Source organism: Staphylococcus coagulans (assembly GCF_022557135.1).
GTDB lineage: Bacteria > Bacillota > Bacilli > Staphylococcales > Staphylococcaceae > Staphylococcus > Staphylococcus coagulans.
In genome coordinates this window covers 21,881-47,321 of record NZ_CP092966.1, presented here as the reverse complement: position 1 = coordinate 47,321, position 25,441 = coordinate 21,881, and the positions used below count along the sequence as shown (strand labels likewise).

Here is a 25,441-nt window from a genome sequence, read left to right as displayed (position 1 = left end):
TTGTCACCTCTTATCGTTTTTAATCATACTTTTTAAATTTAAACCAAGATCTAATAAACCAATCAAACGTGTCATTGGATAAAAAATAATACCTAACACAATAAAGATGACAGACACAGCAACTGGCATTCGTTTTATTGTCGTAAAGTAATGTATAAAACTTAAACCTTGAATGACTAATAAGAAACCTAATACAATTTGAAAATTAATACCGATACTATTGATTGTTGTGGCAGGTTCTGTTGTCACACTGACCAACAACGCAATGGCGTAAATAATAAATAAAGAACGTTTCATTTGCCATAAATATAATGGACGAAAAACAGGCGTTGCAATTTTAAATTTACGTAAGATTGGAAAGATAATCATCAACGTAACGATCAAATAAATTGCAATCGTAACAACAATCATAGCTGGCAATTGAACTGCCAACTGATGTACAGAGTTATTTAAAACCTCTCTTGCCTGTTGATCTAAATTTTGCATCTCAATCATTTGATTAACGATTTTTTGATAAGGTTCTAATAACACTTGTGCATAAGGTAATTGTTTTAAACCTTGCAAAATCATGATAGCTCCGATTGTAATGATGCTCGTCACAAGTGTTGCGACATACAAAATATGTTCTTTTGAGGCACGTTGTTTAAGCAATTGTGCAATCACTGCACTCAATGCTAATAGAATGATCATAAAGGTCATTACAAACAAGTCACCTGTTAATGTTGAGACTAATATCGTAATTAAAGTAGCCAATCCAAAAGAATGGATGGAACGGTACCATAATATGATTCCTGGTAAGGTTGCAAAACATGCGATAATCACGACTGACCATGGCATAAAATGCAATACTAAAGCCACCGCTAATAAGGCTATTGTGCCGATTAGGGTTTCTTTAGGCTTAATTTTAGAAAACAAAGACGCCACTTCCAAACTAATTTATTCTATAACTTCTATTTTACAAGCTTTGTAATATGAATACAATTTGTGTTGATGAGATGACAAAGCTTTACATCCCCCTCAAACGCAAAGAAAAGCTATATTTTAGCTATTATCCCTAAAATACAGCTTATTGTCTAGTATTTCTAGTTTACGCAATTATAACAAATAGATAACATTATCGTCTAAAGTTAGCGTCGAAAGCGCGAAACTTTTAAGAAATGATATAAATAGGGCGCCCAGTCATTAAAATTAAGCAAAAAGCCATCATGACCAACATTATCAGGCACAAAAAAATGACGATGGTATTTAAAGTGCTTACCAAGTGCAGCAACTTGATCATCGGGGTACAACAAATCATCGGTAAAACCAAGTGTCAGCACTTTTGTATTCAATGATTGATACTCCTTGTCCACATTTTCTCTTCCTCTATAAATATCATGGCTATCCAAGACGTCGAGCAATGTTAAATAACACTGTAAGTCAAATTGTTCTTTAAATTTATCACCTTGATATTTTTGATATGTGACAACTTCGTCAGGAGTAAAACGGGCTTCATAACTTTTAGATGAACGATACGTCAAGAAACCGAGTTGACGCGCAATACTTAACCCTTCTTTACCTGCTAAATGGATGGCTTGTCTCGCAATTTCATTAAATGCACGGCTATACGAAGATGTCTTTGCAGTCGCCGCAAGAATCACTGCTTTTTCCACTTCAAATTTATGACGATAGAGGAGCTCTAGTGCTTGCATACCGCCTAAAGAACCGCCTATGAGTACATTGATCTTACGGAAACCTAAAGCTTCAATTCCTTTTTCAAGCGCACGGGCAATATCGCGCATTGTAAGGTGCTGAGGAAAATTTTGATCTGTAACACGTGAGCTAGAACCGAATGGACTACCAATAACATTAAAAGTAAGAAACTGATAATCATGAAGCGGCATGTAACCACCGTCAATAATCTCACGCCACCACCCTGGATTTTCCTCTGTTCCGTATGTTAAATGATTGCCTGTCAACGCATGACAAACAAGTACTAAAGGTTGACCTGGGTAGCCTACATATTCATATTGAAGCTTTAAATTTTCAATTTTTTCTCCAGATTCAGTCGTAAAAGCGCCTAACTCTAATGTGTCAACTCGATAATTCATCATTTTAGTATGCCCTCCCTCTAAAATTCAAAAAAAGGTTGTATTTCCGCAATAACGGTAATACAACCTTTGTAAGCCTATCTAGTTAACTTATCATCCGCAATGGTTGGTTGTAGCACCGTACTTATCAATAAGTGGTTGCTGAAGCGTCACAGGGCCAAATCCCTCAGCTTCTCTTAATAAGTATAATTTTGTTTTTTATCATACCTCATTCATTATCGACATGCAAACGATTATTAGAATAATCCGGCTATTCTTAATAATGCGACACTTATCATGCCTACAATAACTGTTATTGTTAAACTTCTGAGCCAAAAAGCACTAATGACAGTGGGAATAAGGGCTAAGGCAAAGTTCCAGTTTAATGTATAACCCATCACACCTTTATGTTGCTGGATTAAACCATCCATGACTAAAGCTGTGAAAAGTGTGATTGGAATGAAAGTGAGCCATTTTAAAACTTTATCAGAAAGCTGTACACGAGAAATCATCAAAAGTGGTGTAATACGTAAAAGTAAAGTGACAATTCCCGAACCTATAATCGCCAATAAGATATAAAGCGTCATCGGTCAATCACCATCCCTATTGCCGCAGTGATCGTAGACGCGAATAAAATTGCTAAATAGGAAGACATGACCATACTTAGCGATAGCATCATAACAATGACAATAAGCATCAATAACAAATAAGTACGCATCTTTGACTTGGTGATACCTTCAAATTGTGCAATCGTTAAAAATACAAACATCGCTATAATGGCATAATCTAAACCAAATGCATCTGGATTTTTAAAAAAGTTTCCAAGTAACGCCCCTAAAATAGAGACAAAAATCCAAAATAAGTAGGCTGTTAAATTTAGTCCATACATCCAATTGCGCGTTATGGTAAGATCTTTTGAATGAGGCGTAATGGCCACAGCAAAAGTCTCATCAGTGAGTAGCGCGCCTACCCCCACTCTATGAAGTAAGCTTTCCTGCTTAAAATTATTTGCTAATGTCATACTCAATAGGAACATGCGACTATTTACGATTAACGTTGTCAGTACAATAATCCAAACTGGTGTATGAACAACCATTAAAGCGACAATAATAAACTGAGCAGCTCCGGCATAAACAAGCATCGATAACATTACGATTTCGAGTAAACCAAAACCAGAAGCAACACCGACCACACCAAAGGAAAATCCTATCCCTGCATAGCCTAACAAAGTTGGAATACATTCTTGTACGCCTTGCTTAAAAGTTGTATGCGACACCATGACACATCCCTTCTAAAAAAATTAATCTTATTATAATACAAGATTATCAAATTCTCTATTAGGTTAGTCTAACGTCATAGTGTCCGAAGTCTAACGATTGTATTAAAAAGGCTTAACAAAGGTGCTTAAAAAAATAAAATTTTCAGACTTTTTAACTGTTGTAAAAGTAGTTATAATATCATTTTATCTATTTACATGCTCAAAAATAGAGCGAGACAGAAACCATTTTGATTTCGTTGTCCCGCTCTAGCAAATATAAAGACGTATATCTTAAACGCTAACTCTAATTTTATATCATTAATAAAACGATAATCTTAATTATTCTTCTACAACTGTTTCAAGGTTAAGTTCGATTTTAACATTTTTACCTATAAAGACACCGCCTGTTTCTAAAGGTGCATTATAAGTAAGGCCGTAGTCTTCGCGGTTAAGTTCACCTTTTAACGTAAACCCAGCATTTGTATCGCCACTTAGAGGGTTTTTACCTGAACCATTGACATAAAGCTCAAATTCCTCATTTTGAGTATGGCCTTTAAACGTCACTTCAACTTGTGCTTTGTAGTGATCTCCCGCTGGCTCAATCGTTTTTGTTGTAAACTTAATTTCTGGGTATTGTTTTGCATCAAAAAAGTCTTCGCTTTGCAAATGGTCATCTCGATCTCTTACATACGTATCGATAGAGTTCACTTGAATTGTTCCTTTTGCTTGTAAAGATGTCGGCTCGTCTAAATCGCCTTCAATCTCAAATTGATAGTCATGAAATTGACCTTTCAATGTATTAACCATCATATGTTGAATTGCAAATCCCACGTGACTATGTGCTGGATCAACTTTAAAATGTGCCATTAAAATACCTCCTTAAAAAATACGCATCTCTAGAATATTTACCCTAAAGATGCGTATTCAATCATGTTATATTTACTTTGGCTCAATCACAGTTTGACCGCCCATGAATGGCACTAACGCTTCTGGTACAGTAATCGTACCGTCTTCATTTTGGTAGTTTTCAACAATAGCCGCAAATGTACGACCTACTGCTAGACCAGAACCGTTCAATGTATGAACATATTCAGGTTTTGCATCTTTATCACGTTTAAAACGGATATTAGCACGACGCGCTTGGAAGTCTGTACAGTTTGAACAAGAGCTAATTTCTTTGTAGTCGTTGTAACTTGGTAGCCAAACCTCTAAATCATATGTTTTACTAGCACCAAAACCAATATCTCCTGTACATAAAATGACACGACGATAAGGTAATTGAAGCGCTTCAAGAATCGCTTCAGCATTAGTCGTCATTTCTTCCAAAGCATTCCATGAGTCTTCTGGCTTTTCAATTCTAACCATCTCTACTTTATTGAACTGATGCAAACGAATGAGTCCACGAGTGTCACGTCCGGCAGAACCCGCTTCACTTCTAAAACATGCAGATTGGCCTGTGAATTTTTCAGGTAAGACACCCGGCTGGATAATTTCATCTCTATAATAATTTGTCAATGGCACTTCTGCTGTTGGAATCGTATAAAGACCTTCTTTTTCTACTTTAAATAAATCTTCTTCAAATTTTGGTAATTGTCCTGTACCATACATCGCTTTAGCATTTACAAGTTGAGGTACCATCATTTCTGAATAACCATGTTGTGTCGTATGCATCGTAATCATAAAGTTCATTAAAGCACGTTCTAATTTTGCGCCATCATTTGTTAAATAGACAAAGCGTGCGCCTGATACGCGTGCTGCACGGTCAAAGTCAGCCATTTTTAAAGTTTCTACAAGATCCCAATGGGGTTTCGCTTCAAAGTTAAATTCACGTGGTGTGCCCCATTTTTTCAACTCAACATTTTCACTGTCATCTTTACCTTCAGGGACATCATCATGAATTAGGTTAGGAATGCGAGAAAGTTTGTCTTTTAAAGTATCGTCAACTTCTTTAAGTTGTGCATCAATCGCTTTAATTTTCTCCCCTACTTCACGTTGTGCTTTAATCGCATCATCTGCATTTTCTTTGCTTCGTTTTTTTTCTGCGATTTGTTGTGATGCTTTATTACGCTCTGCTTTTAAATCTTCTGTTTGTTGAATCAAGTCACGACGTTGCTGATCTAATGTCAAAACCTCTTCCACAACAGCAGGATCCATACCTCTTAAAGCAATTTTCTCTTTCACTTTTTCCTTCTCACTTCTAAATAATTTAATGTCTAACATATGCCAACTTCCTTTCACAAGTTTTTTAAAATTTAAGATGAGGAAACATCACGAAAATAAAAAAACCACATCCCCAACACAAGGGACGTGGTTTTGACGCGTTGCCACCCTATTTAACAGACACCATCATATGGTCTGCACTCTTACAAAAGTTAACGGTTTGACCCGAATTGTTTACATACGTGGATAGATTTCATATAGTGCTGTACATTTGTTTTCACCAACCACAAACTCTCTTATTCCATTCCTATATTACTTATTCCACAAACAATGTACTCTATTAATTTACATTTAATATATCAAAGAAAATTTTGAATAGCAAGCTTAATTCTGATATGCCACATTTTGTAAATAATTTGCTACATTTTCAATATCTCGATGGAATTGACGATCTTCCTTGATTGAAGGGACAATTTTTCGTAAAGCCGTAAACTTTTCATGTGTTTTAGGTGATAATTGAGACACATTTTTAAATTCTACGGCTTGAAGCGCAATAATTGCTTCAATTGCGATAACACGACGTACATTTTCTAATATTTGATAACCATGGCGTGAGGCGATCGTTCCCATGGATACATGGTCTTCTTGGTTAGCCGAAGATGGGATAGAATCGACACTCGCTGGATGGGCTAATGTTTTATTCTCTGATACTAGGCTGGCTGCAGCATACTGCATAATCATTGCGCCACTTTGTAGACCTGGCTCAGGACTTAAGAAAGGGGGGAGCCCACCGTTCAATTGTGGATTAACTAATCGTTCAAGACGTCTTTCAGATACATTACCGAGTTCGCTTGTTCCAATTTTTAAAAAGTCGAGTGCAAATGCGACAGGTTGACCGTGAAAGTTACCCCCAGAAATCACGCGGGTTTCATCATTTTCATCAAAGATGAGCGGATTATCATTCGCTGCATTCATTTCAAATTCTAATTTTTCACGTACGTAATTGAAGACTTGAAAGCTGGCCCCATGAATTTGAGGAATACAACGTAATGTATAAGGATCTTGGACACGAATTTCCCCTTGGCGTGTAGTCAATTGGGAGCCTTCCAACCAGTCTAACATCCGTCCTGCTACCGCGACTTGCTCTTCGAAATTACGCACTCTATGTACCGCTTCATGATAAGCATCTGTAATACCATTCAAAGCTTGATGTGTTAAAGCAGCTACCCATTCTGCTTGATAAGCAAGACTCTCTGTCTCAATGAATGTAATCACACCTTGTGCAGTCATAGCTTGTGTTCCATTTATCAATGCTAAGCCTTCTTTAGCTTGAAGTGCCAAAGGATTGCGGTCAAGACGTTTTAAGACATCCGAGCTGTCTAAAACCTCACCTTGGTATTCGACTTTGCCTTCTCCGATTAAAGCTAAAGCGAGATGAGACAATGGCGCTAAATCACCCGATGCGCCTAAAGAACCTTGTTGCGGAATCACTGGAATGATTCGATTATTAATAAAAAAGACAAGCTGATCAACTAGGTCAGTTGTGACACCAGAATGACCTTTCAATAAAGTATTAAGACGTAAGACCATCATCACTAAAGCGACACGTTGCGCAAAAGGTTGACCGATCCCACAAGCATGTGAACGAATCAGATTGACTTGTAATTCATTATATTTTTGTTGATCAATTAATACGTCACTGAATAACCCAAAGCCTGTCGTAATCCCGTACACTGTTTCCTTATTTTCAATAATGCGCTCCACAATCGCACGGCTTCTTTTGACACGCTCACGTGCCTCTTCACTAATTTCAATTTGATCCCCAGTAGCTAGAAATTGGCGAATCACTTCAATTGTGAGTTGATCCCCATTTAGACGTAAAGTCATCATTATCCACCCCTATCATATATTAGCCTTTGATGCGCATCGGACATCTTTTTGCTCGTCTACTCACTTTTGATGCTGTCCCATCCCCATCACACTTAATAATCAGTATAGGATTCTTAAATCGCTTAAACAATAGTTTTCATAATATTCGTAACATGGTATTAAATTAATCTTTTAACGTGTTAAACAAATAAGAAGAGACTTAATTATTCTCTTTTAGTACAAGGTCGAACCGAAGACGAAATTCATTTGAGTGAAAGCGATATATTAATTCTATTCAGCATTTTGAGCTCAAAATGATAAAAATATCTAAAGGCTAACCGCATGACATCAGCCTTTCCTATTGCCGGTAAGCATGACCGCATTCTAGAAGCTTTGAATTGGTATTGACGAAAGGACAAACCAGGTATAATATATCTTGTTGTAATAATGGAATTTCCAGATAGGAGGGTCACAAACGTGAAAACATTGTCAGCTGTCAGCATACCTAAACGTAAGCGTGACACGCATAAAGGAGACTACGGTCGTATACTCTTAATTGGTGGCAATGCCAATCTTGGTGGTGCGATTATGATTGCAGCACGTGCGTGTGTTTACAGTGGTGGTGGATTAATTACAGTCGCAACTCATCCAACAAATCATGTTGCACTTCATTCGCGCTGTCCAGAGGCGATGGTCATAGATATTAATGATACGAAAAAACTGACAAAGATGATTGAAGTTTCAGATTGTATTTTAATTGGTCCAGGTTTGGGTCTTGATTTTAAAGGCAATAATGCGATGACATTCCTTTTACAAAATATTCAACCCCACCATACGCTCATTGTGGATGGCGATGCGATATCAATTGTAAGTAAATTAAAACCTGAAATTCCAGCTTGCAATGTCATCTACACACCACATCAGAAAGAGTGGGAGCGTTTGAGTGGCATTCCAATAGAAGAACAAACTTATGAACGAAATCGAGAAGCCGTCGATCGTCTTGGGGGCACAGTTGTCCTAAAGAAACATGGAACAGAAATTTTCTTTAAAGACGAAGAATATCAATTACAAATTGGCAACCCTGCGATGGCGACAGGCGGAATGGGGGATACCCTTGCTGGAATGATAACAAGCTTTGTAGGTCAATTTGACAATCTTGTTGATGCAATTACCAGTGCCACATACACACATAGTTATATAGGAGAAAAACTTTCTCAGGAGATGTATGTTGTACCCCCTTCAAGAATGATTGACGAAATTCCTTATGCAATGAAACAATTGGAAGATTAAAATATCATTCTTCGTTAATGCATGAAGCGGTCGAAATCCTTTGATGCTGTTTTCATGACTCTGTTCAATTAAAAAAGAAGCGGCGGTGATTCCCAATAGAATCATCGTCGCTTCTTAATTTATCTCATTTTATTCATCTTCATTTTCAATATCTTCATTAACACGATCCATAAAATCTTGTCTTAACGTTTCTCGTTCTTCTGTGTCGTTGTCGCTCACTTCAGGCGCTTCTGTATGAATTGTAGCACCAGGTACATCGTCTTCAATAACAGTCTCTGTCTCTGATTCTAGTTCATCATTTTCCGCTTCAAGATTTTCTGGTTCTTTTTTCACTTTAGCCACTGTAGATACAAACTGTTCATCATCTAGGCGAATTAAACGTACACCTTGAGCCATACGTCCATTCACTGAAATATCGCTCACTTCCATACGAATAATCACACCTTGGTTTGTAACAACCATTAAATCTTCATCACCTTCAACCGTTGCAATACATACGAGTTGACCGTTTCGCTCTGTCAATTTGGCCGTTTTAACACCCATACCACCACGGTTAGACAAACGGTACTCTTCAATAGAGGTACGTTTACCGTAACCTTTTTCAGTGACTACTAAAATCTCATCATGACTTTCCTCATTCGTAACGCCTAAGCCAATAACCTCGTCACCATCGCGAAGCTTAATCCCTTTGACGCCCGCTGCGATACGACTCATGGAACGTACATCTGTTTCTTTAAAGCGGATAAGAGAAGCATCAGCTGTACCAATAAGAATATGTTTTTCGCCATCAGTTAAACGTACAGCTACTAACTCATCATCATCTCTAAATTTAATCGCAATCTTACCATTACGGTTGATACGGTTAAAGTTACTCAATGCAGAACGTTTAATCAAACCTTTTTTTGTTACAAATACAAGGAAGTCTTCTTCAGACTCTAAATCTTTAACAGCTATCATTGTGCTGATATTTTCGTCACTTTCAAGTTCTATCGCATTCACAATAGGAATACCTTTAGACTGACGTGAGAGTTCTGGCACTTCATAACCTTTGAGTTTGTAGACCCGACCTTTATTCGTAAAGAACAAGATATGGTCGTGCGTACTCGTTGTAACCAACTGACTCACAAAATCATCTTCTAACGTATTCATACCTTGTACACCACGACCACCACGATTTTGTGAGCGATATGTTGATGCCGGTAAACGTTTGATATAGTTATTGTGACTCAATGTAATAACGATTTGTTCTTCTGGAATAAGATCTTCATCTTCAAGTTGATCTATACCGCCAAGTTGAATTTCAGTACGTCTGTCATCACCATATTTTTCTTTAATTTCGGTAAGCTCTTCACGAACAAGTGCTAATAACTTTTCTTCATCTGCTAAGATTGCTTCTAATTCTTCAATATAAGCAAGAAGTTCGTTATATTCGTTTTCAATTTTATCTCGTTCTAAGCCTGTCAGACGTCTTAAACGCATATCAAGAATTGCTTGGGCTTGACGTTCAGAAAGTTCAAAACGTGATTGCAAGCTTTCCATTGCCACCTTATCTGTTTCAGATTCTCGAATAATTGTAATAATCTCATCGATATGATCTAGTGCAATTCTTAAACCTTCTAGTATATGCGCACGGTCTTTTGCTTTACGTAAGTTATAAGCTGTGCGACGACGAACTACTTCTTTTTGGTGCTCTAAATAGTGATACAACGCTTGTTTCAAATTAATTAATTTCGGTCTACCGTTAACGAGCGCAATCATATTGACACCAAATGAAGTTTGAAGGGGCGTTTGTTTATACAAGTTGTTCAATATCACACTTGCATTCGCATCTTTACGAATATCAATAACGATACGAACCCCTGTACGTAAACTCGTTTCATCACGTAAATCTGTAATGCCTTCAATTTTTTTATCGCGTACTAATTCAGCAATTTTTTCAATCATACGTGCTTTATTGACTTGGAATGGAATTTCCGTCACAACGATACGTTCACGGCCTCCACCACGTGATTCAATTTCAGCTTTAGCTCTCATAATAATAGAGCCACGGCCTGTTTCATACGCACGTCGAATACCACTTTTGCCTAGAATTAAGCCTGCCGTTGGGAAGTCTGGGCCTTGAATATTTTCCATTAATTCATTAATGGTAATGTCTGGATTATGACTTAAACTTAGGACACCATCAATGACTTCGCGCATATTGTGTGGTGGGATATTCGTTGCCATACCTACCGCAATCCCTGAAGCCCCGTTAACCAGTAAATTTGGGAAACGTGACGGTAACACACTTGGTTCGCGTTCATTTCCGTCATAGTTATCAATAAAATCAATCGTATCTTTATTAATATCACGTAACAGTTCTAAGGCAAGTTTTGTCATACGCGCTTCAGTGTAACGCATTGCTGCTGCGCCGTCACCATCCATAGAACCAAAGTTACCTTGTCCATCTACAAGTGGATAACGATAGCTGAAATCCTGTGCCATACGGACCATTGCTTCATAAATAGAAGAGTCCCCATGTGGATGATATTTACCCATTACATCCCCTACGATACGGGCAGATTTTTTATACGGTTTGTCTGGCGTCATACCTTGCTCATTGAGGCCGTATAAAATACGACGATGTACAGGTTTTAAACCATCTCTGACATCTGGCAAAGCACGAGACACAATAACACTCATGGCATAATCCAAAAACGATTCTCGCATCTCTTTGCTGATATTACGTTCATTAATTCTTGATTCAGGTGTTTCAGCCATCAAGATATCCTCCTTCTCATTTTCCAATTCTCATTCTAGAAATCTAGGTTGGCATATACGGCATTATCTTCAATGAACTGACGACGATTTTCGACGACATCGCCCATCAACATTTCAAATGTCTGATCCGCTTCGATTGCATCATCTAAAGTCACTTGAAGCATTGCACGGTTTTCAGGATTCATTGTTGTTTCCCATAGTTGGTCTGCATTCATTTCCCCTAAACCTTTATAACGTGCAATTGACCATTTTGGCGTTGGATTAAGTCTTTCTTTTAATTTATCCAATTCACGGTCATTAAAGACATAATATTTTTGTTTCCCCTGTGTTAACTTGTACAATGGTGGTTGTGCGATATAAACATAACCAGCTTCAATAAGTGGGCGCATAAAACGATAAAAGAACGTCAATAAAAGCGTCCGAATATGTGCACCGTCGACATCCGCATCAGTCATAATGACAATCTTATGGTAACGGGCTTTTGAAATATCGAACTCTCCGCCGATACCTGTTCCAAATGCAGTGACCATTTGACGAATTTCGTTGTTATTCAAAATCTTATCTAAACGTGCTTTTTCAACGTTTAAAATTTTCCCTCTTAAAGGTAATATTGCTTGCGTACGTGAGTCTCGACCTGATTTTGTAGACCCCCCGGCAGAGTCACCCTCTACTAAGAAAATCTCACTTTCAGATGGATCTTTACTTGAGCAGTCTGCTAACTTACCTGGCAAGCTTGAAATATCAAGCGCAGACTTACGACGTGTGACTTCACGCGCTTTTTTCGCAGCGATACGTGCACGAGAAGCCATAATCCCTTTTTCGATGATAATTCGTCCAATTTGTGGATGCTCGTATAAGAAACGTTCAAAAAGCTCTGAGAATACGCGATCAACAATTTGACGAACCTCAGAGTTGCCTAATTTTGTTTTTGTTTGTCCTTCAAACTGAGGGTCTCCATGCTTGATGGAAACGATAGCAGTTAAACCTTCTCGCGTATCTTCACCTGACAAGCGTTCTTTCTCATCTTTGATTAACTTATTTTGAGATCCATAATTATTTAACACTCTCGTTAACGCACGTTTAAAGCCATCTTCATGCGTCCCACCTTCATATGTGTGGATATTATTTGCGTAAGTCAGTAAATTTGTCGCAAAACCACTGTTATATTGAATAGCGATTTCGACTTCAATGTCATCGCGTGTCTCATGAACATAAATAGGTTCTTCATGTAATGGCTCTTTATTCTCGTTTATAAGCTCGACATACGACTTTATTCCACCTTCATAGTGGTAACTATCCTCACGAATTTCTTCTTCGTCACGCTCGTCTCTGAGCGTAATACGGATACCTTTATTTAAAAAGGCTAATTCACGAATACGTTTTTGCAAAGTTTCATAGTTATACACTGTCGTTTCTTGGAATATCGTTTCATCTGCCTTAAAACGAATAACCGTTCCTGTTTGATCTGTATCACCAATTTGTTTCAAATCAAATGCAGGTACACCCATGTGGTAGGCTTGATGGTGAATACGTCCATTTCTATGAACGTAAACTTCTAACGTCTCACTTAATGCATTTACAACAGATGAACCTACACCGTGTAAACCACCTGAAACTTTATAGCCACCGCCGCCAAATTTCCCACCAGCGTGTAATACAGTTAAAATAACTTCTACAGCAGGACGTCCCATTTTTTCTTGAATATCGACAGGAATACCGCGTCCATTATCTGTAACTTTAATCCAATTGTCTTTTTCGATGATCACTTCAATATCATCCGCATATCCTGCAAGTGCTTCATCAATACTGTTATCGACAATTTCCCAAACAAGATGATGTAGACCACGTTCTGAAGTAGAACCAATATACATACCTGGTCGCTTACGTACCGCTTCAAGTCCTTCTAAAACTTGAATCTGACTCGCACCATAATTTTCCGAGTTGTTCACATCAGCCAATGCTTCCCACCTTCACTTTCTTCCTACTGCTTAATATTTCCTTGTGCAATTTGATATATCTTCGCGTTTTTCATAATTTCATGATCAATACCATCTACCGAAGTGGTTGTCACAAATGTTTGAACTTTATGCTGAATTGTACTTAAAAGATGCGTTTGACGTGCATCATCTAGTTCACTTAAAACGTCATCAAGTAATAAAATGGGGTATTCCCCCACTTCTTGATTCATTAATTCAATTTCTGCTAACTTAATCGAAAGCGCCGTTGTCCGTTGTTGACCTTGAGAGCCATAAATTTGTGCGTCCATGCCATTCACTTGAAAAGCTAAATCATCACGGTGTGGTCCATGTAAACTCACACCGCGCTCGATTTCACGATTCAGTTGACTTTGAAGGTCTTCAAATACTTTTTGAATTAAGACTGCCTCTGTTTGCGAGGTGTCTTCCATTTTGATACTAGGTAAATATTTTAATGTCAAAGCTTCGCGACCATTCGTAATACCTGAATGAATGGGCTCTGCTAAAGTTTCTAGCTCTGCAATAAATTGTGCTCGCCGTTGTGTTACTTTCACTGCATATTCAGCAAATTGCTGATTCAGTACTTCTAACATCGTCGTATCTTTCGTCTGTTTCATTTGCAACTGTTTTAAATAGTGATTGCGTTGTTTCAAAATACGTTGATATTGCGATAAATCATTTAAATATAAGTTTGAAATTTGCCCAAGTTCCATATCGATAAAACGTCTTCTCACTTGTGGTGCACCTTTGACAATATTTAAGTCTTCAGGCGCAAAAAGGACCACATTCAAATGGCCTATATACTGCGTCAAACGACTTTGCTCTAAATGATTGACTTTTACCTTTTTACCTTTTTTCGTGATAAACATTGTGAGCGGCATCGTACCGTGGCGAAAACTGAGCTCACCCTCTATTTTAGCATACTCAGTATTAAAACGAATTAATTCCCTATCATTCGTTGTACGATGACTCTTCGCCAAGGCTAAGGTGTAAATAGATTCCAACAGATTGGTTTTTCCTTGTGCATTTTCACCAATTAAAATATTGACTTCAGGATGACATTGAAGCAATATCTCTTCGTAATTTCGATAGTTTTCTAATTGGAGTGTTTTAAGTTTCATTGCTCACCGAATTTGATGATATATGAACCTACTTCAGGAATTTCTATACGGTCCCCGTCATGTAACTTTTTGCCACGACGCGATTCATGCTCGCCATTCAAGAAAACATCATATTCACTTAAAAACCACTTCGCTTGTCCTCCTGATTCAATGATGCCTTCATAGTTTAAAAATTGTCCTAAAGTGAGTTCACCATCAACAATTACTTCCTCAGCCAATTTAATCACTCCATTCATATTTGCTCACCTATATATTATACCGTTTTATCGCAAAAATTTCATGTACAGAAGGCAATTTTCGAGTAAAAGTTTCATGTGGAACAAATGATGAATGACCAATCATGCGTTAGGACTTTTGATCCTTAATCACTTGATCAACTTTAGATTTAATCGTGTCAAAATCCTTAGTATCTTCTATTGGTTCACCGTTGATATACAACGATGGCACTTGTGGCACTTTATACTTTTTAGCTAAGTGATTATCGTTTTGCGCTTTTTTAGCGATTTCTCCATTTTTGTCTCGATATGCCGAAGTAATCTTTTCTAATTGTTTAGGTGACAAGTCTAATTTTTTTAGTTGTTGTTGAATAAAATTATCTGTTAACCAATGTTTTGTAGTCACGTCATCTTTATTCGACGGTTGACCTTGATATAAAAGTTTGTGAAACGCCCAATATTGGTTCGGTGCATACTGATTTACTGCTAATGCAGCTTTTGCACTTAATTCAGACTCTTCTCCATGTATTAAGACGTTAACGTAGCGAAATTGTACTTTTTGCGTATCAATATATTCTTTTTGCAGTTGTGGCTTAATGTTACGTTCAAATGCACCACAATAAGGGCATTTAAAATCACCATATTCCACAATTACAATTTTATTCTCTTTTGCGCCTTGATGTGGTTGTGATTGGGTGTCTGTCACCATTTCTTTTTCATTTTGACGCGCTGTATTAGGGGCTGAATCATGTGTACTCATTCTAATAATGATTGCTATTACAATTGCGAGTACCACTATAATTGTTAAAATTAAAGGCCATTTACTTTTCATATTCCAATCCTCCATCACATTATCTTTTAATTATACTAAAATCAGGCTGCTTTGAATATTACACGCGCGAACGATTCAAATGACTTTATTTTTTACTAACTTTACGTATGGAAACTGAGCTGTTAAGTCACACAAAAAACGCAGTTGGTTAAGTCCAACTGCGTTTTGTATCATAGGCTTTTTAAATTATTTAGTAAGTACGTATCGGTAAAATTAATTGTGTAACGGTGTCATCATCTTTTGGTTTTAAAATAAAAGGTTTCATCGTACCGAAAAATTCGACTTCAACTTCGTCATTATCGATCGCTTTTAAAGCATCCATCATGTATTTTGAGTTAAAAGAGATTTTTAAGTTACCACCTTCAACCTCGTTTGCAGTAACTTCTTCCTTCACTGTCCCAATTTCAGGTGATGTAGATGAAAGTTCCACTTGCTCATCGCCTGCACTTAATTTAATGACATTGTTGCCACCTTCTCTTGCTAATAGAGAAGCACGGTCAATGGCATGATAAAAATCAGAATTATCTAATGCTAATTTGATTTCGTAGTTTTCTGGGAACAAGCGCGATGTATCAGGATAGTGTCCCTCTAGTAAGCGTGAAATAAAGTTTACGTTACCGACACGAAACAATACTTGATTTGATGCAAAGAAAATATCAATATGCTCTTCGCTCTCTGTCATAATTTTATTTAATTCTGCTAAAGCTTTACCTGGAATAATGACATTTTTATCACCAATTTCTTCGTCTTCAAGTTTCAACTTTCTTACAGCCAAGCGGTGTGAATCAGTCGCCGTGCATATTAATTCATTTTCTTGTATAAGCCAGTTTACACCTGTAAGGACTGGACGTGTTTCTGAGGTGGACACTGCAAAATTAGTTTGTGCAATCACGTTTTTCAATACTTTGACTGGTAATTGCAATGCATCTTCACTAGATACTTGTGGCAATAATGGGTATTGATCAGGGTCTAATCCACTTAAATTGAACTCTGAATGACCTGATGTAATCAATGTTTGGAATTGTTCGTTTGTAGAAAGCTTAACTTCTCGACCTGGTAATTTCTTAATAATGTCAACGAAGAAACGCCCTGGCAATACAACAGAACCTGGCTCTGTCACATTAACAATTTCTTCTCCATCAACTTGACTCGGGATTGTAATTTCAATTGATATCTCTGAATCTGATCCAGTTAAGACAATACCTTCGTTTTTGGCATCAATTTTAATACCTGTCAATATTGGTAATGTCGTTCTTGGTGAAATGGCTTTTAATGTATCGTTTAATTGAGTGATAAAATAATCTCTTTGGATAGAAAACTCCATCATTCTATAAACTCCTTTCAGTCGTTTATAATAGTTATAGTTATTATTTAAAGTCGTAATCATAGTCATAGGGGCTGTGGATTAGTGGATAACTCATAAAATTGATTGATATCAAAGGTTATTCACATGTGGATAAGTTGTGTATGATGTGTACAACTTTTGCCCACTATCCACAAATCAACTTCTGATCTCTTTTTCAATACCTTCTATTTCTTGTCGTAATGTAGGGTCATTTTCGATATCTTTTTTTATTTTATCATGCGCATGAATGACTGTCGTATGATCGCGTCCTCCAAATTCCTCTCCAATTTTTGGTAGAGAAAAATCAGTTAGCTCTCGCGATAAGTACATCGCGATTTGTCTTGGATAGGCAATTGATTTTGTACGTTTCTTTGCTACAAAGTCTTCAATACGTACGCCGTAATACTCACCAACAACTTTTTGAATATCTTGAATCGTAATTTTTTTAGATTTTGTAACTTGAATAATATCCTTTAAAGCATCAGAGGTTAATTCGGTCGTAATCGGTTTACCTTGTAATTTTGAATATGCGAGTACACGGGTTAAAGCCCCTTCAAGTTCACGAATATTCGTTTGAATTTGATTTGCGATATAAGTTAAAGATTCGATAGGAATATCTAAATTTTCTTCTTCTGTTTTCTTTTGTAAAATGGCCATCCGTGTCTCAAAATCTGGTGGTGTAATATCAACGATTAACCCCCATTGGAATCGGGATTTTAGACGTTCTTCTAAAGTAGAAATTTCTTTCGGTGGACGATCACTGGAGATGACAATTTGCTTTTTGTTTTGATGCAAGTCATTAAAAGTATGGAAAAATTCTTCCTGTGTCTGTTCTTTCTTTTGAATAAATTGAATATCATCAATTAATAAAACATCGATATTACGGTACTTTTCACGAAATGACTCTGTATCATTGTTACGAATGGATTGAATAAACTCATTTGTAAATTTTTCGCTTGATGTGTAAAGTACTTTCGCATCAGGATTATTTTCCAGGACATAATGACCAATCGCATGCATAAGATGCGTTTTTCCTAAACCTACACCACCATAAATGAAAAGCGGGTTATAGGCATTTGCCGGTGATTCCGCAACAGCAAGGCTCGCAGCATGCGGGAAGCGGTTGCCGGGGCCGATGACAAATGTTTCAAATGTATTGTTTGTGTTAAATTGCTCTCCTGACACGACAGGTTCAACATGCGAATGATGCTCTGAGTTTTTAGAGGATGACGCGATATTGAGCTCTGCTAAATCTTCTTCAGTAATAAAGTTGATGTTCTCAATATCGTGTCCCGTTACAGCTTCTAAAAATTGTTTGACGAGATCTGTATAATTGGTCGTTAGCCAATTTGCAATAAATGGCTGTGCAGCAATAACGACAGCTTCTTTATTAGATAGAGCATGTAATGTTGTGTCTTTGAGCCAAGTGTCATATGAAACATTAGTAACATTTTCTTTGCATAAGTTGAGAACATTATCCCAAATTTCTTGTTCTGACATTTTTTAACTCCATCTTCCTAAGTAAAAATTTTGTTATACACAATATCCCCATAATTTAATTAAGATAATCACAGGGTGTTAATAATTATCCACAAGTTAATCACAAACTGTGGACGAACAACATAAAACGTTACATTATTCACAACTCTTTTAAGCTATATACATAATATAAAACCTATGTACTATAAGGGTTTAAACCACTTATCCACACAATTATACTTTTTCACAACCATTACTGTCAAACGGCTGTGAATATGTTGTTATCTTTTTGTGTAACTTGTGAATAATAAATTGTTATCCACAGTTTATTTATTTTGCCCTGTGTATAAGTGGACAACTTTTTTAGGTCTGCTGTATCTAATTATGAAAAAACACACTTGATTTACTGTTGTGATTTTGTTATATTTTAGTAGTTGCTTGAAATGTAGACATTTCATTTTATTTAAGAACATCAATTTGAACACATAAAAATGAAATTAACTTATCTATAATGATGAATATTAGATAATTGAATGATTGAGATGGAGGTGTTTTGCATGGTAAAACGTACTTATCAACCAAATAAACGTAAACATAGTAAAGTTCATGGTTTCAGAAAACGCATGAGCACTAAAAACGGCCGTAAAGTATTGGCACGTCGTCGTCGTAAAGGTCGTAAAGTTTTATCAGCATAAGATCACTGACTCATTCAGTGATCTTTTTTTTGCGAACAAGCCTGTTTGCCTTAGGTATTCAGAAGAAAGACGAGTGATATTTAATGGAAAAAGCATACCGTATTAAAAAAAATGCTGATTTTCAGTCCATCTATCGTAAAGGTAAATCTGTAGCGAATCGCCAGTTTGTTGTGTATACGTATGAACAGCAACAAGCAGCGCACTTTAGGTTAGGTATTAGCGTATCTAAAAAATTGGGTAATGCCGTGACACGCAACCGTATTAAAAGAAGTATTCGAGAATGCTTCAAAGTGCATAAAACAGATATGTTACCAGTCGATATGATTGTGATTGCACGATTTCCTGCCAAAGCGATGTCTACACAAGAAATTCAGAAAAGTTTAGAGCATGTACTCAAAATTGCAAAGGTCTTTAACAAGCGAATAAAGTAATTTTTAGACTTCGGTTTGTATGACTTCAGACAAACCGAAGTCTAACTTATAATATGAGAACCCTTGGTATAAAGGCTTTTCTATTAGGTTAAGTCTTAGCATTTAGACTTAAGACTTAATGCTCTTCTATTTATATAAAGAATGCGTGATAGGTATTACACGTAGGAGATAATAAAAGAAAATAAAACATGGCATTCGCAATTTTGAATGAAACATTTTACAATATTATAATGATATATTTTGACAAAAGGAGGTACGTCAATTGTGGAACAATTAGACACGATTACAAGTATATCAACACCAATGGGCGAGGGCGCGATAGGAATTGTACGTTTATCTGGTTTAGATGCGGTTGAAATTGCAGATAAGCTTTATAAAGGAAGAAAACAATTAAAAGATGTACCTACGCATACAATTAACTATGGACATATCATTGATCCTGAAACGCAAGAAGTTGTTGAAGAAGTGATGGTTTCGGTATTGCGTGCACCACGCACATTTACACGTGAAGACATCGTAGAGATTAACTGTCATGGTGGCATTTTGACAATTAATCGTGTGTTAGAATTAACAATGACTTACGGTGCAAGAATGGCAGAGCCTGGTGAATATACAAAGCGTGCCTTCTTAAATGGAAGAATTGACTTATCACAAGCTGAAGCAGTGATGGATTTTATACGTTCTAAAACTGACCGTGCTTCGAAAGTCGCAATGAACCAAATTGAAGGGCGATTAAGTGAATTGATTAAAAAGCAACGTCAATCCATTTTGGAAGTTCTAGCTCAAGTAGAGGTTAACATTGATTATCCAGAATATGATGACGTAGAAGAAGCTACTTCAGAGTTACTGTTAGAACGCGCGCAAGAAATCAAAAATGAGATTCAAAAATTATTAGATACAGGTGTTCAAGGTAAAATTATGCGTGAAGGTTTATCAACTGTCATTGTAGGTAAGCCTAATGTAGGTAAATCATCCATGTTAAATAACTTGATTCAAGATAATAAAGCAATTGTGACAGAAGTTGCTGGAACAACGCGTGACGTTCTAGAAGAATATGTCAATGTACGAGGCGTACCGCTCAGACTTGTAGATACAGCAGGTATACGCGAAACAGAAGATATCGTTGAACGAATAGGGGTAGAGCGTTCTCGTAAAGCATTGAGTGAAGCAGATCTTATTTTATTTGTATTAAACAATAATGAGCCTTTAACGGCAGAAGACCGAAAACTCTATGAAGTTGTAAAAACGAGCGATGCAATTGTGATTATTAATAAGACAGACTTGACGCCACGATTAGACCGTGACGAAGTGAAAGCGATGGTGGGCTCAATGCCCGTTATTGAAACGTCAATGCTCGAACAACAAGGGATTGATGAGCTTGAAATTCAAATACGTGATTTGTTTTTTGGTGGAGAGGTTCAAAGTCAAGATATGACTTATGTTTCAAACTCACGCCATATTTCATTACTGAAACAAGCGAAAAAGGCGATTCAAGATGCGATAGATGCAGCTGAAATGGGGATTCCTATGGATATGATTCAAATCGATTTAACACGGACATGGGAACTTTTAGGTGAAATTATTGGTGAATCTGCAAGTGAGGAATTGATTGATCAATTATTTAGTCAATTCTGTCTCGGAAAATAATAAATGGAGGTTAATAAAATGGTGAAATCATTTGATGTTATTGTCGTAGGGGCTGGACATTCTGGTATTGAAGCCGGTCTTGCATCTGCGAGACGTGGTGCGCATACACTCATGTTGACAATCAATTTAGATAATATTGCCTTTATGCCATGTAATCCTTCAGTTGGTGGACCGGCAAAAGGAATTGTTGTACGTGAAATCGACGCTTTAGGTGGCCAAATGGCGAAAACAATTGATAAAACGCATATTCAAATGCGTATGCTTAATACAGGAAAAGGGCCTGCAGTACGTGCATTACGTGCGCAAGCCGATAAAGTTATGTATCAACAAGAAATGAAACGTGTACTTGAAGATGAAGACAATCTAGAAGTGATGCAAGGCATGGTGGATGAACTTATCATCGAAGAGGGCGTTGTTAAAGGTGTGCGTACTAATATTGGTACAGAATACCGTGCTAAAGCCGTTATTTTAACAACAGGTACTTTCTTACGTGGTGAGATTATTCTCGGTAATTTGAAATATTCTAGTGGTCCAAACCATCAATTACCTTCGATTACGCTTGCAGATCACTTAAGAGAACTTGGCTTTGATGTTGTTCGTTTTAAAACGGGTACACCACCGCGTGTGAATGCGAAAACAATAGATTATAGTAAAACTGAAATTCAACCAGGTGATGACGTCGGTCGTGCTTTCAGTTATGAAACAACGGAATATATTTTAGACCAACTTCCTTGTTGGCTGACTTATACAAATGGTGAAACGCACAAAGTCATCGATGACAATCTTCATTTATCTGCGATGTATTCCGGAATGATTAAAGGTACAGGTCCACGTTATTGTCCATCAATTGAAGATAAATTTGTTCGTTTTAATGATAAACCGAGACATCAATTGTTCCTTGAACCAGAAGGCCGTCATACAAATGAAGTATATGTTCAAGGTTTATCAACAAGTATGCCTGAAGCAGTCCAACGTCAAATGCTTGCGACTATTCCTGGTTTAGAAAAGGCAGATATGATGCGCGCAGGTTATGCGATTGAATATGATGCATTAGTACCAACACAACTTTGGCCAACTTTGGAAACTAAAATGATCAAAAACCTCTACACAGCAGGTCAGATTAATGGGACATCAGGTTATGAAGAAGCGGCTGGTCAAGGCTTAATGGCAGGTATCAATGCAGCTGCCCGTGTATTAGGTCAAGAAGAAACAATATTACAACGTTCAGATGCTTATATCGGTGTTTTAATTGACGACTTAGTGACAAAAGGTACAAATGAGCCATATCGATTACTCACTTCTCGTGCAGAGTATCGTTTATTACTACGTCACGATAATGCAGATTTACGTCTTACAGATATTGGCCATCAAATTGGTTTAATCTCAGAAGAGCGTTATGCGCGTTTCAATGAAAAACGTCAACAAATTAGTGATGAAATGAAAAGATTATCTCAAATCCGCATTAAGCCAAGTGAACGCGTACAACAAATCATTGAGCGAGAAGGGGGCTCACGCCTTAAAGATGGAATTCTAGCCAATGAATTGTTACGTCGACCTGAAATGACTTATGCAACAATAATTGAAATTTTAGAAGAGACACATCAATTACCATCAGATGTTGAAGAACAAGTCGAAATTCAAACAAAATATGAAGGTTATATCAATAAATCATTACAACAAGTAGATAAAGTGAAAAGAATGGAACAAAAGAAAATTCCAGAAGATCTCGATTACAGTAAAATCGATAGCTTAGCGACTGAAGCACGTGAAAAATTGGCTCAAGTTAAACCACTTAACATCGCACAAGCCTCACGTATTTCAGGTGTTAACCCAGCAGATATTTCAATATTGTTAGTCTACTTAGAACAAGGTAAAATTCAAAGGGTGAAATAAATGAGTGTAGAATGGTTAGCAACACAATTAGGTGCACACGGATTGACATTATCTGATAAACAGAAGCAACAATTTGAAAAATATTATGAAATGCTTGTAGAATGGAATGAGAAAATTAATTTAACGAGTATTACAGAGGAACATGAAGTGTATCTTAAGCATTTTTATGATTCTGTAACACCTAGTTTTTACCATGATTTTAATCAACCTTTAAGTTTGTGTGATGTAGGTGCGGGTGCAGGGTTTCCAAGTATTCCTTTAAAAATTATGTTTCCAGAAATTCACGTTACAATTGTTGACTCGTTAAATAAGCGGATTCAATTTTTAAATCAATTGGCAGATGCGTTAGAGCTTGAAGGTGTCCGATTTGTGCATGATCGCGCTGAAACATTTGGAAAGCAGGAAGACTACCGGGCGTCTTTTGATATCGTAACAGCACGTGCTGTTGCGAGAATGTCTGTATTAAGTGAATTGTGTATACCACTCGTGAAAAAGCAAGGTCTCTTTTTAGCTTTAAAATCATCAAAAGGACAAGAAGAACTTGATGAAGCGCGCTTTGCAGTAGGTGTCTTAGGTGGCAAAATTCGCCAAATCGATACATTTACGCTTCCAGAAGATGCAGGTGAGCGTCAAATTATTACAATTGAAAAGCGGAGTCAAACACCTAAGAAATACCCAAGAAAACCCGGAACACCCAATAAAACACCACTTGTAGAATAACAAAAATGTATTTTGGAATATTAAGGGGAGCGAATAAAAATGAAGAAACCCTTTTCTAAGTTGTTTGGATTAAAAAATAAAGACGACTTACTAGATGCCAATGAAGCGGAAAATCAAGGTGTCGAATCAATTAAAATTGAGCGAATTGTTCCGAATCGTTATCAACCACGTCAAAAGTTTGATACTGCACGGATTGAAGAATTAGCTGAATCTATCAACGCTCATGGCTTGTTACAACCTATTGTAGTAAGACCGATTGAAGAAAATATGTACGAAATCATTGCAGGTGAACGTCGTTTTCGTGCGTTACAAATGAATCATATGACTGAGGCAGAGGTTTTAATCCGTCATTTAGATGATGAAGAAACAGCTGTCGTAGCATTGATAGAAAATATTCAACGTGAGAATTTATCAGCGATTGAAGAAGCAGAGGCTTATAAAAAACTGTTGGCGTTTGAAGGTATTACACAAGCTGAACTCGCTAAAAGTGTCGGAAAAAGCCAAAGTTTCATTGCGAATAAATTGCGCCTATTGAAATTAACGCCTGTCGTGTTAGAAGCAGTACGGGAACATCAAATTACTGAGCGTCACGCGCGAGCGCTAGTAGGACAAACACCTGAACGACAAGAAGAAATGTTGCATATCATTTTAACTGAACAATTAAATGTCAAACAAACAGAAGATCGGTTGAAAATGCCTGCTGAAAAAGATAATGAAGGAGAGAAAGTCGTTGCGACCCCTCCTGAATTTATCCAAGATGTTTCAGCCGCACGTGATATTATTGCGGATAGCTTGTTGGAAGTCAGTGCGAATGGTATCAAATATGAACAACGTGAAAAAGAGCATGATGATTACGTTGAAATTCAAATTCGTCTTTATCGAAAATAATCATTTTTAATGCATGAAACCATTTTATTTTAAATAGCAAAATCTTAAAAACTGTGTAAGTGATAAATCGTCACTTATGCAGTTTTTTTACGCTTAAGGATGTATGAAAAACAAGAGACGCATCATAGTCTTATTTGCTTTTTTATTAGTAGGGGCTTCAATTTATTTGATGACGAGCTTTGACATGCTTACCCGAAGAGAAGTTTATTATGGAAAGTTCGTTCAAAACAATCAACCTACCAGCCTTTATTCACATGACAATCGATATCAAATGAAGCTGAATAAAAAACGAGATAAACTCCAAGAAGGTAATAGGGTTAAGGTTACATTGACTGATCAAAAAGGTGTCATTGTGGATGTAAAAGCTATAGATAAAACACAAATTCCAAAAAACGTATTACAAAAAATAGAGAGAAGTCAATAAGGAAAAGGGAAAGGTGTTTTTTACATAATAATTAAGAATCACGTATCAAAACTAAACTTTGAGAGAAGAAGATCTTGATGTCTTGTTCTCTCAAAGTTTTACGGCGAAAGAGCATTCTAAAATACAAAGTAAAGTATTGTTGAGAGTTTCAATATAAAAGGGTATATTTATTTGGCTGTTAGTGAATAGTAACCTCTTAGTTTTTGATTGTTACAGAGTCAGTGAAGTTCACAATTTATTAAGCATTAATGAAAAGGTTATGTTGCTTTTCTTTAAGTGATTTGAAATCAAATATTAGTTCTTTATTACAATGACTTTTACACTTTTAAAAATAGTCTATAAGAAGTAACAATAATCAAATTGAATTTT

The 25,441-nt window shown here is 36.8% G+C and carries 22 protein-coding genes, 1 riboswitch and 1 other annotated feature; of the genes, 8 read left to right on the top strand and 14 right to left on the bottom strand.

The genetic code is table 11. The annotated features are described in order from the left end of the window. Positions 1 to 3: 3 nt before the first annotated feature. From KM149_RS00230 to hutH, 7 genes are all read right to left on the bottom strand, one after another. Entirely contained in the window at positions 4 to 924 is a 921-nt protein-coding gene (locus KM149_RS00230; protein WP_241415570.1) for a DUF2232 domain-containing protein, read from the bottom strand. Between the two features lie 203 nt (positions 925 to 1,127). Further along, a complete protein-coding gene (metX, locus tag KM149_RS00225) occupies positions 1,128 to 2,093 on the bottom strand; it encodes a homoserine O-acetyltransferase MetX (protein ID WP_214970751.1) in 966 nt (321 codons plus the stop codon). Between the two features lie 84 nt (positions 2,094 to 2,177). Next, positions 2,178 to 2,276, bottom strand: a riboswitch (SAM riboswitch). 50 nt (positions 2,277 to 2,326) lie between these two features. Next, positions 2,327 to 2,656, bottom strand: coding sequence for an AzlD domain-containing protein (locus KM149_RS00220; protein ID WP_060829127.1), 330 nt, complete (start codon positions 2,654 to 2,656; stop codon positions 2,327 to 2,329). After that, a complete protein-coding gene (locus tag KM149_RS00215; RefSeq protein WP_214970754.1) occupies positions 2,653 to 3,348 on the bottom strand; it encodes an AzlC family ABC transporter permease in 696 nt (231 codons plus the stop codon). The genes KM149_RS00220 and KM149_RS00215 overlap by 4 nt, the downstream gene beginning before the upstream one ends. Before the next feature lie 318 nt (positions 3,349 to 3,666). Then, on the bottom strand, positions 3,667 to 4,194 hold the full coding sequence (locus tag KM149_RS00210; RefSeq protein WP_165545394.1) for a YceI family protein: 528 nt from the start codon (positions 4,192 to 4,194) through the stop codon (positions 3,667 to 3,669). A 72-nt stretch (positions 4,195 to 4,266) separates the two neighbouring features. Next, positions 4,267 to 5,547 (bottom strand): serine--tRNA ligase, encoded by a 1,281-nt coding sequence (gene serS, locus KM149_RS00205; protein ID WP_050344913.1) that lies wholly within the window; start codon positions 5,545 to 5,547, stop codon positions 4,267 to 4,269. A gap of 78 nt (positions 5,548 to 5,625) precedes the next feature. Beyond that, positions 5,626 to 5,825 (bottom strand) — a binding site (T-box leader). A 46-nt stretch (positions 5,826 to 5,871) separates the two neighbouring features. Then, a complete protein-coding gene (hutH, locus tag KM149_RS00200; RefSeq protein ID WP_214970757.1) occupies positions 5,872 to 7,374 on the bottom strand; it encodes a histidine ammonia-lyase in 1,503 nt (500 codons plus the stop codon). A 429-nt stretch (positions 7,375 to 7,803) separates the two neighbouring features. Between hutH and KM149_RS00195 the strand changes: the two genes are divergently transcribed. Next, positions 7,804 to 8,646 (top strand): NAD(P)H-hydrate dehydratase, encoded by an 843-nt coding sequence (locus KM149_RS00195; protein WP_245393539.1) that lies wholly within the window; start codon positions 7,804 to 7,806, stop codon positions 8,644 to 8,646. 129 nt (positions 8,647 to 8,775) lie between these two features. On the opposite strand, the gene gyrA is transcribed toward KM149_RS00195, so the two are convergent. The 7 genes from gyrA to dnaA form a co-directional block, all read right to left on the bottom strand. Then, positions 8,776 to 11,406, bottom strand: coding sequence for a DNA gyrase subunit A (gene gyrA, locus KM149_RS00190; protein ID WP_215021763.1), 2,631 nt, complete (start codon positions 11,404 to 11,406; stop codon positions 8,776 to 8,778). 35 nt (positions 11,407 to 11,441) lie between these two features. Then, complete coding sequence (gyrB, locus tag KM149_RS00185; RefSeq protein WP_050344910.1) at positions 11,442 to 13,364, bottom strand: DNA topoisomerase (ATP-hydrolyzing) subunit B; 1,923 nt, start codon at positions 13,362 to 13,364, stop codon at positions 11,442 to 11,444. 23 nt (positions 13,365 to 13,387) lie between these two features. Then, positions 13,388 to 14,503, bottom strand: coding sequence for a DNA replication/repair protein RecF (gene recF / locus KM149_RS00180; protein WP_060829121.1), 1,116 nt, complete (start codon positions 14,501 to 14,503; stop codon positions 13,388 to 13,390). Then, complete coding sequence (yaaA, locus tag KM149_RS00175; protein ID WP_016425730.1) at positions 14,500 to 14,739, bottom strand: S4 domain-containing protein YaaA; 240 nt, start codon at positions 14,737 to 14,739, stop codon at positions 14,500 to 14,502. Before yaaA ends, recF begins: the two co-directional genes overlap by 4 nt. A 109-nt stretch (positions 14,740 to 14,848) precedes the next feature. Continuing rightward, positions 14,849 to 15,550 carry a DsbA family protein gene (locus KM149_RS00170; RefSeq protein ID WP_050344908.1) on the bottom strand — a complete coding sequence of 234 codons (702 nt, stop codon included), beginning with the start codon at positions 15,548 to 15,550 and terminating at the stop codon, positions 14,849 to 14,851. A gap of 190 nt (positions 15,551 to 15,740) precedes the next feature. Continuing rightward, positions 15,741 to 16,877, bottom strand: a complete 1,137-nt coding sequence (dnaN, locus tag KM149_RS00165) for a DNA polymerase III subunit beta (RefSeq protein ID WP_214970767.1) — start codon at positions 16,875 to 16,877, stop codon at positions 15,741 to 15,743. Positions 16,878 to 17,051: 174 nt separating this feature from the next. Beyond that, positions 17,052 to 18,395: a chromosomal replication initiator protein DnaA gene (gene dnaA, locus KM149_RS00160; protein WP_060829119.1), complete on the bottom strand. Its 1,344-nt coding sequence runs from the start codon at positions 18,393 to 18,395 to the stop codon at positions 17,052 to 17,054. Positions 18,396 to 18,931: 536 nt separating this feature from the next. Here dnaA and rpmH point away from each other — a divergent pair. The 7 genes from rpmH (at position 18,932) to KM149_RS00125 (ending at position 25,072) form a co-directional block, all read left to right on the top strand. Next, positions 18,932 to 19,069 (top strand): 50S ribosomal protein L34, encoded by a 138-nt coding sequence (rpmH, locus tag KM149_RS00155; protein WP_000240855.1) that lies wholly within the window; start codon positions 18,932 to 18,934, stop codon positions 19,067 to 19,069. Positions 19,070 to 19,152: 83 nt separating this feature from the next. After that, entirely contained in the window at positions 19,153 to 19,500 is a 348-nt protein-coding gene (rnpA, locus tag KM149_RS00150; RefSeq protein WP_050346185.1) for a ribonuclease P protein component, read from the top strand. A 264-nt stretch (positions 19,501 to 19,764) separates the two neighbouring features. After that, positions 19,765 to 21,147 (top strand): tRNA uridine-5-carboxymethylaminomethyl(34) synthesis GTPase MnmE, encoded by a 1,383-nt coding sequence (mnmE, locus tag KM149_RS00145; RefSeq protein ID WP_214970770.1) that lies wholly within the window; start codon positions 19,765 to 19,767, stop codon positions 21,145 to 21,147. Between the two features lie 18 nt (positions 21,148 to 21,165). Then, positions 21,166 to 23,040: a tRNA uridine-5-carboxymethylaminomethyl(34) synthesis enzyme MnmG gene (mnmG, locus tag KM149_RS00140; protein ID WP_165545399.1), complete on the top strand. Its 1,875-nt coding sequence runs from the start codon at positions 21,166 to 21,168 to the stop codon at positions 23,038 to 23,040. Next, a complete protein-coding gene (gene rsmG / locus KM149_RS00135; RefSeq protein WP_060830480.1) occupies positions 23,041 to 23,760 on the top strand; it encodes a 16S rRNA (guanine(527)-N(7))-methyltransferase RsmG in 720 nt (239 codons plus the stop codon). Between the two features lie 39 nt (positions 23,761 to 23,799). After that, on the top strand, positions 23,800 to 24,648 hold the full coding sequence (locus KM149_RS00130) for a ParB/RepB/Spo0J family partition protein (protein ID WP_165545400.1): 849 nt from the start codon (positions 23,800 to 23,802) through the stop codon (positions 24,646 to 24,648). A 103-nt stretch (positions 24,649 to 24,751) separates the two neighbouring features. Beyond that, the gene (locus KM149_RS00125; protein ID WP_182280546.1) at positions 24,752 to 25,072 is read left to right on the top strand and encodes a sulfurtransferase TusA family protein; all 321 of its coding nucleotides are present in this window, start codon (positions 24,752 to 24,754) and stop codon (positions 25,070 to 25,072) included. Positions 25,073 to 25,441 lie beyond the last annotated feature (369 nt).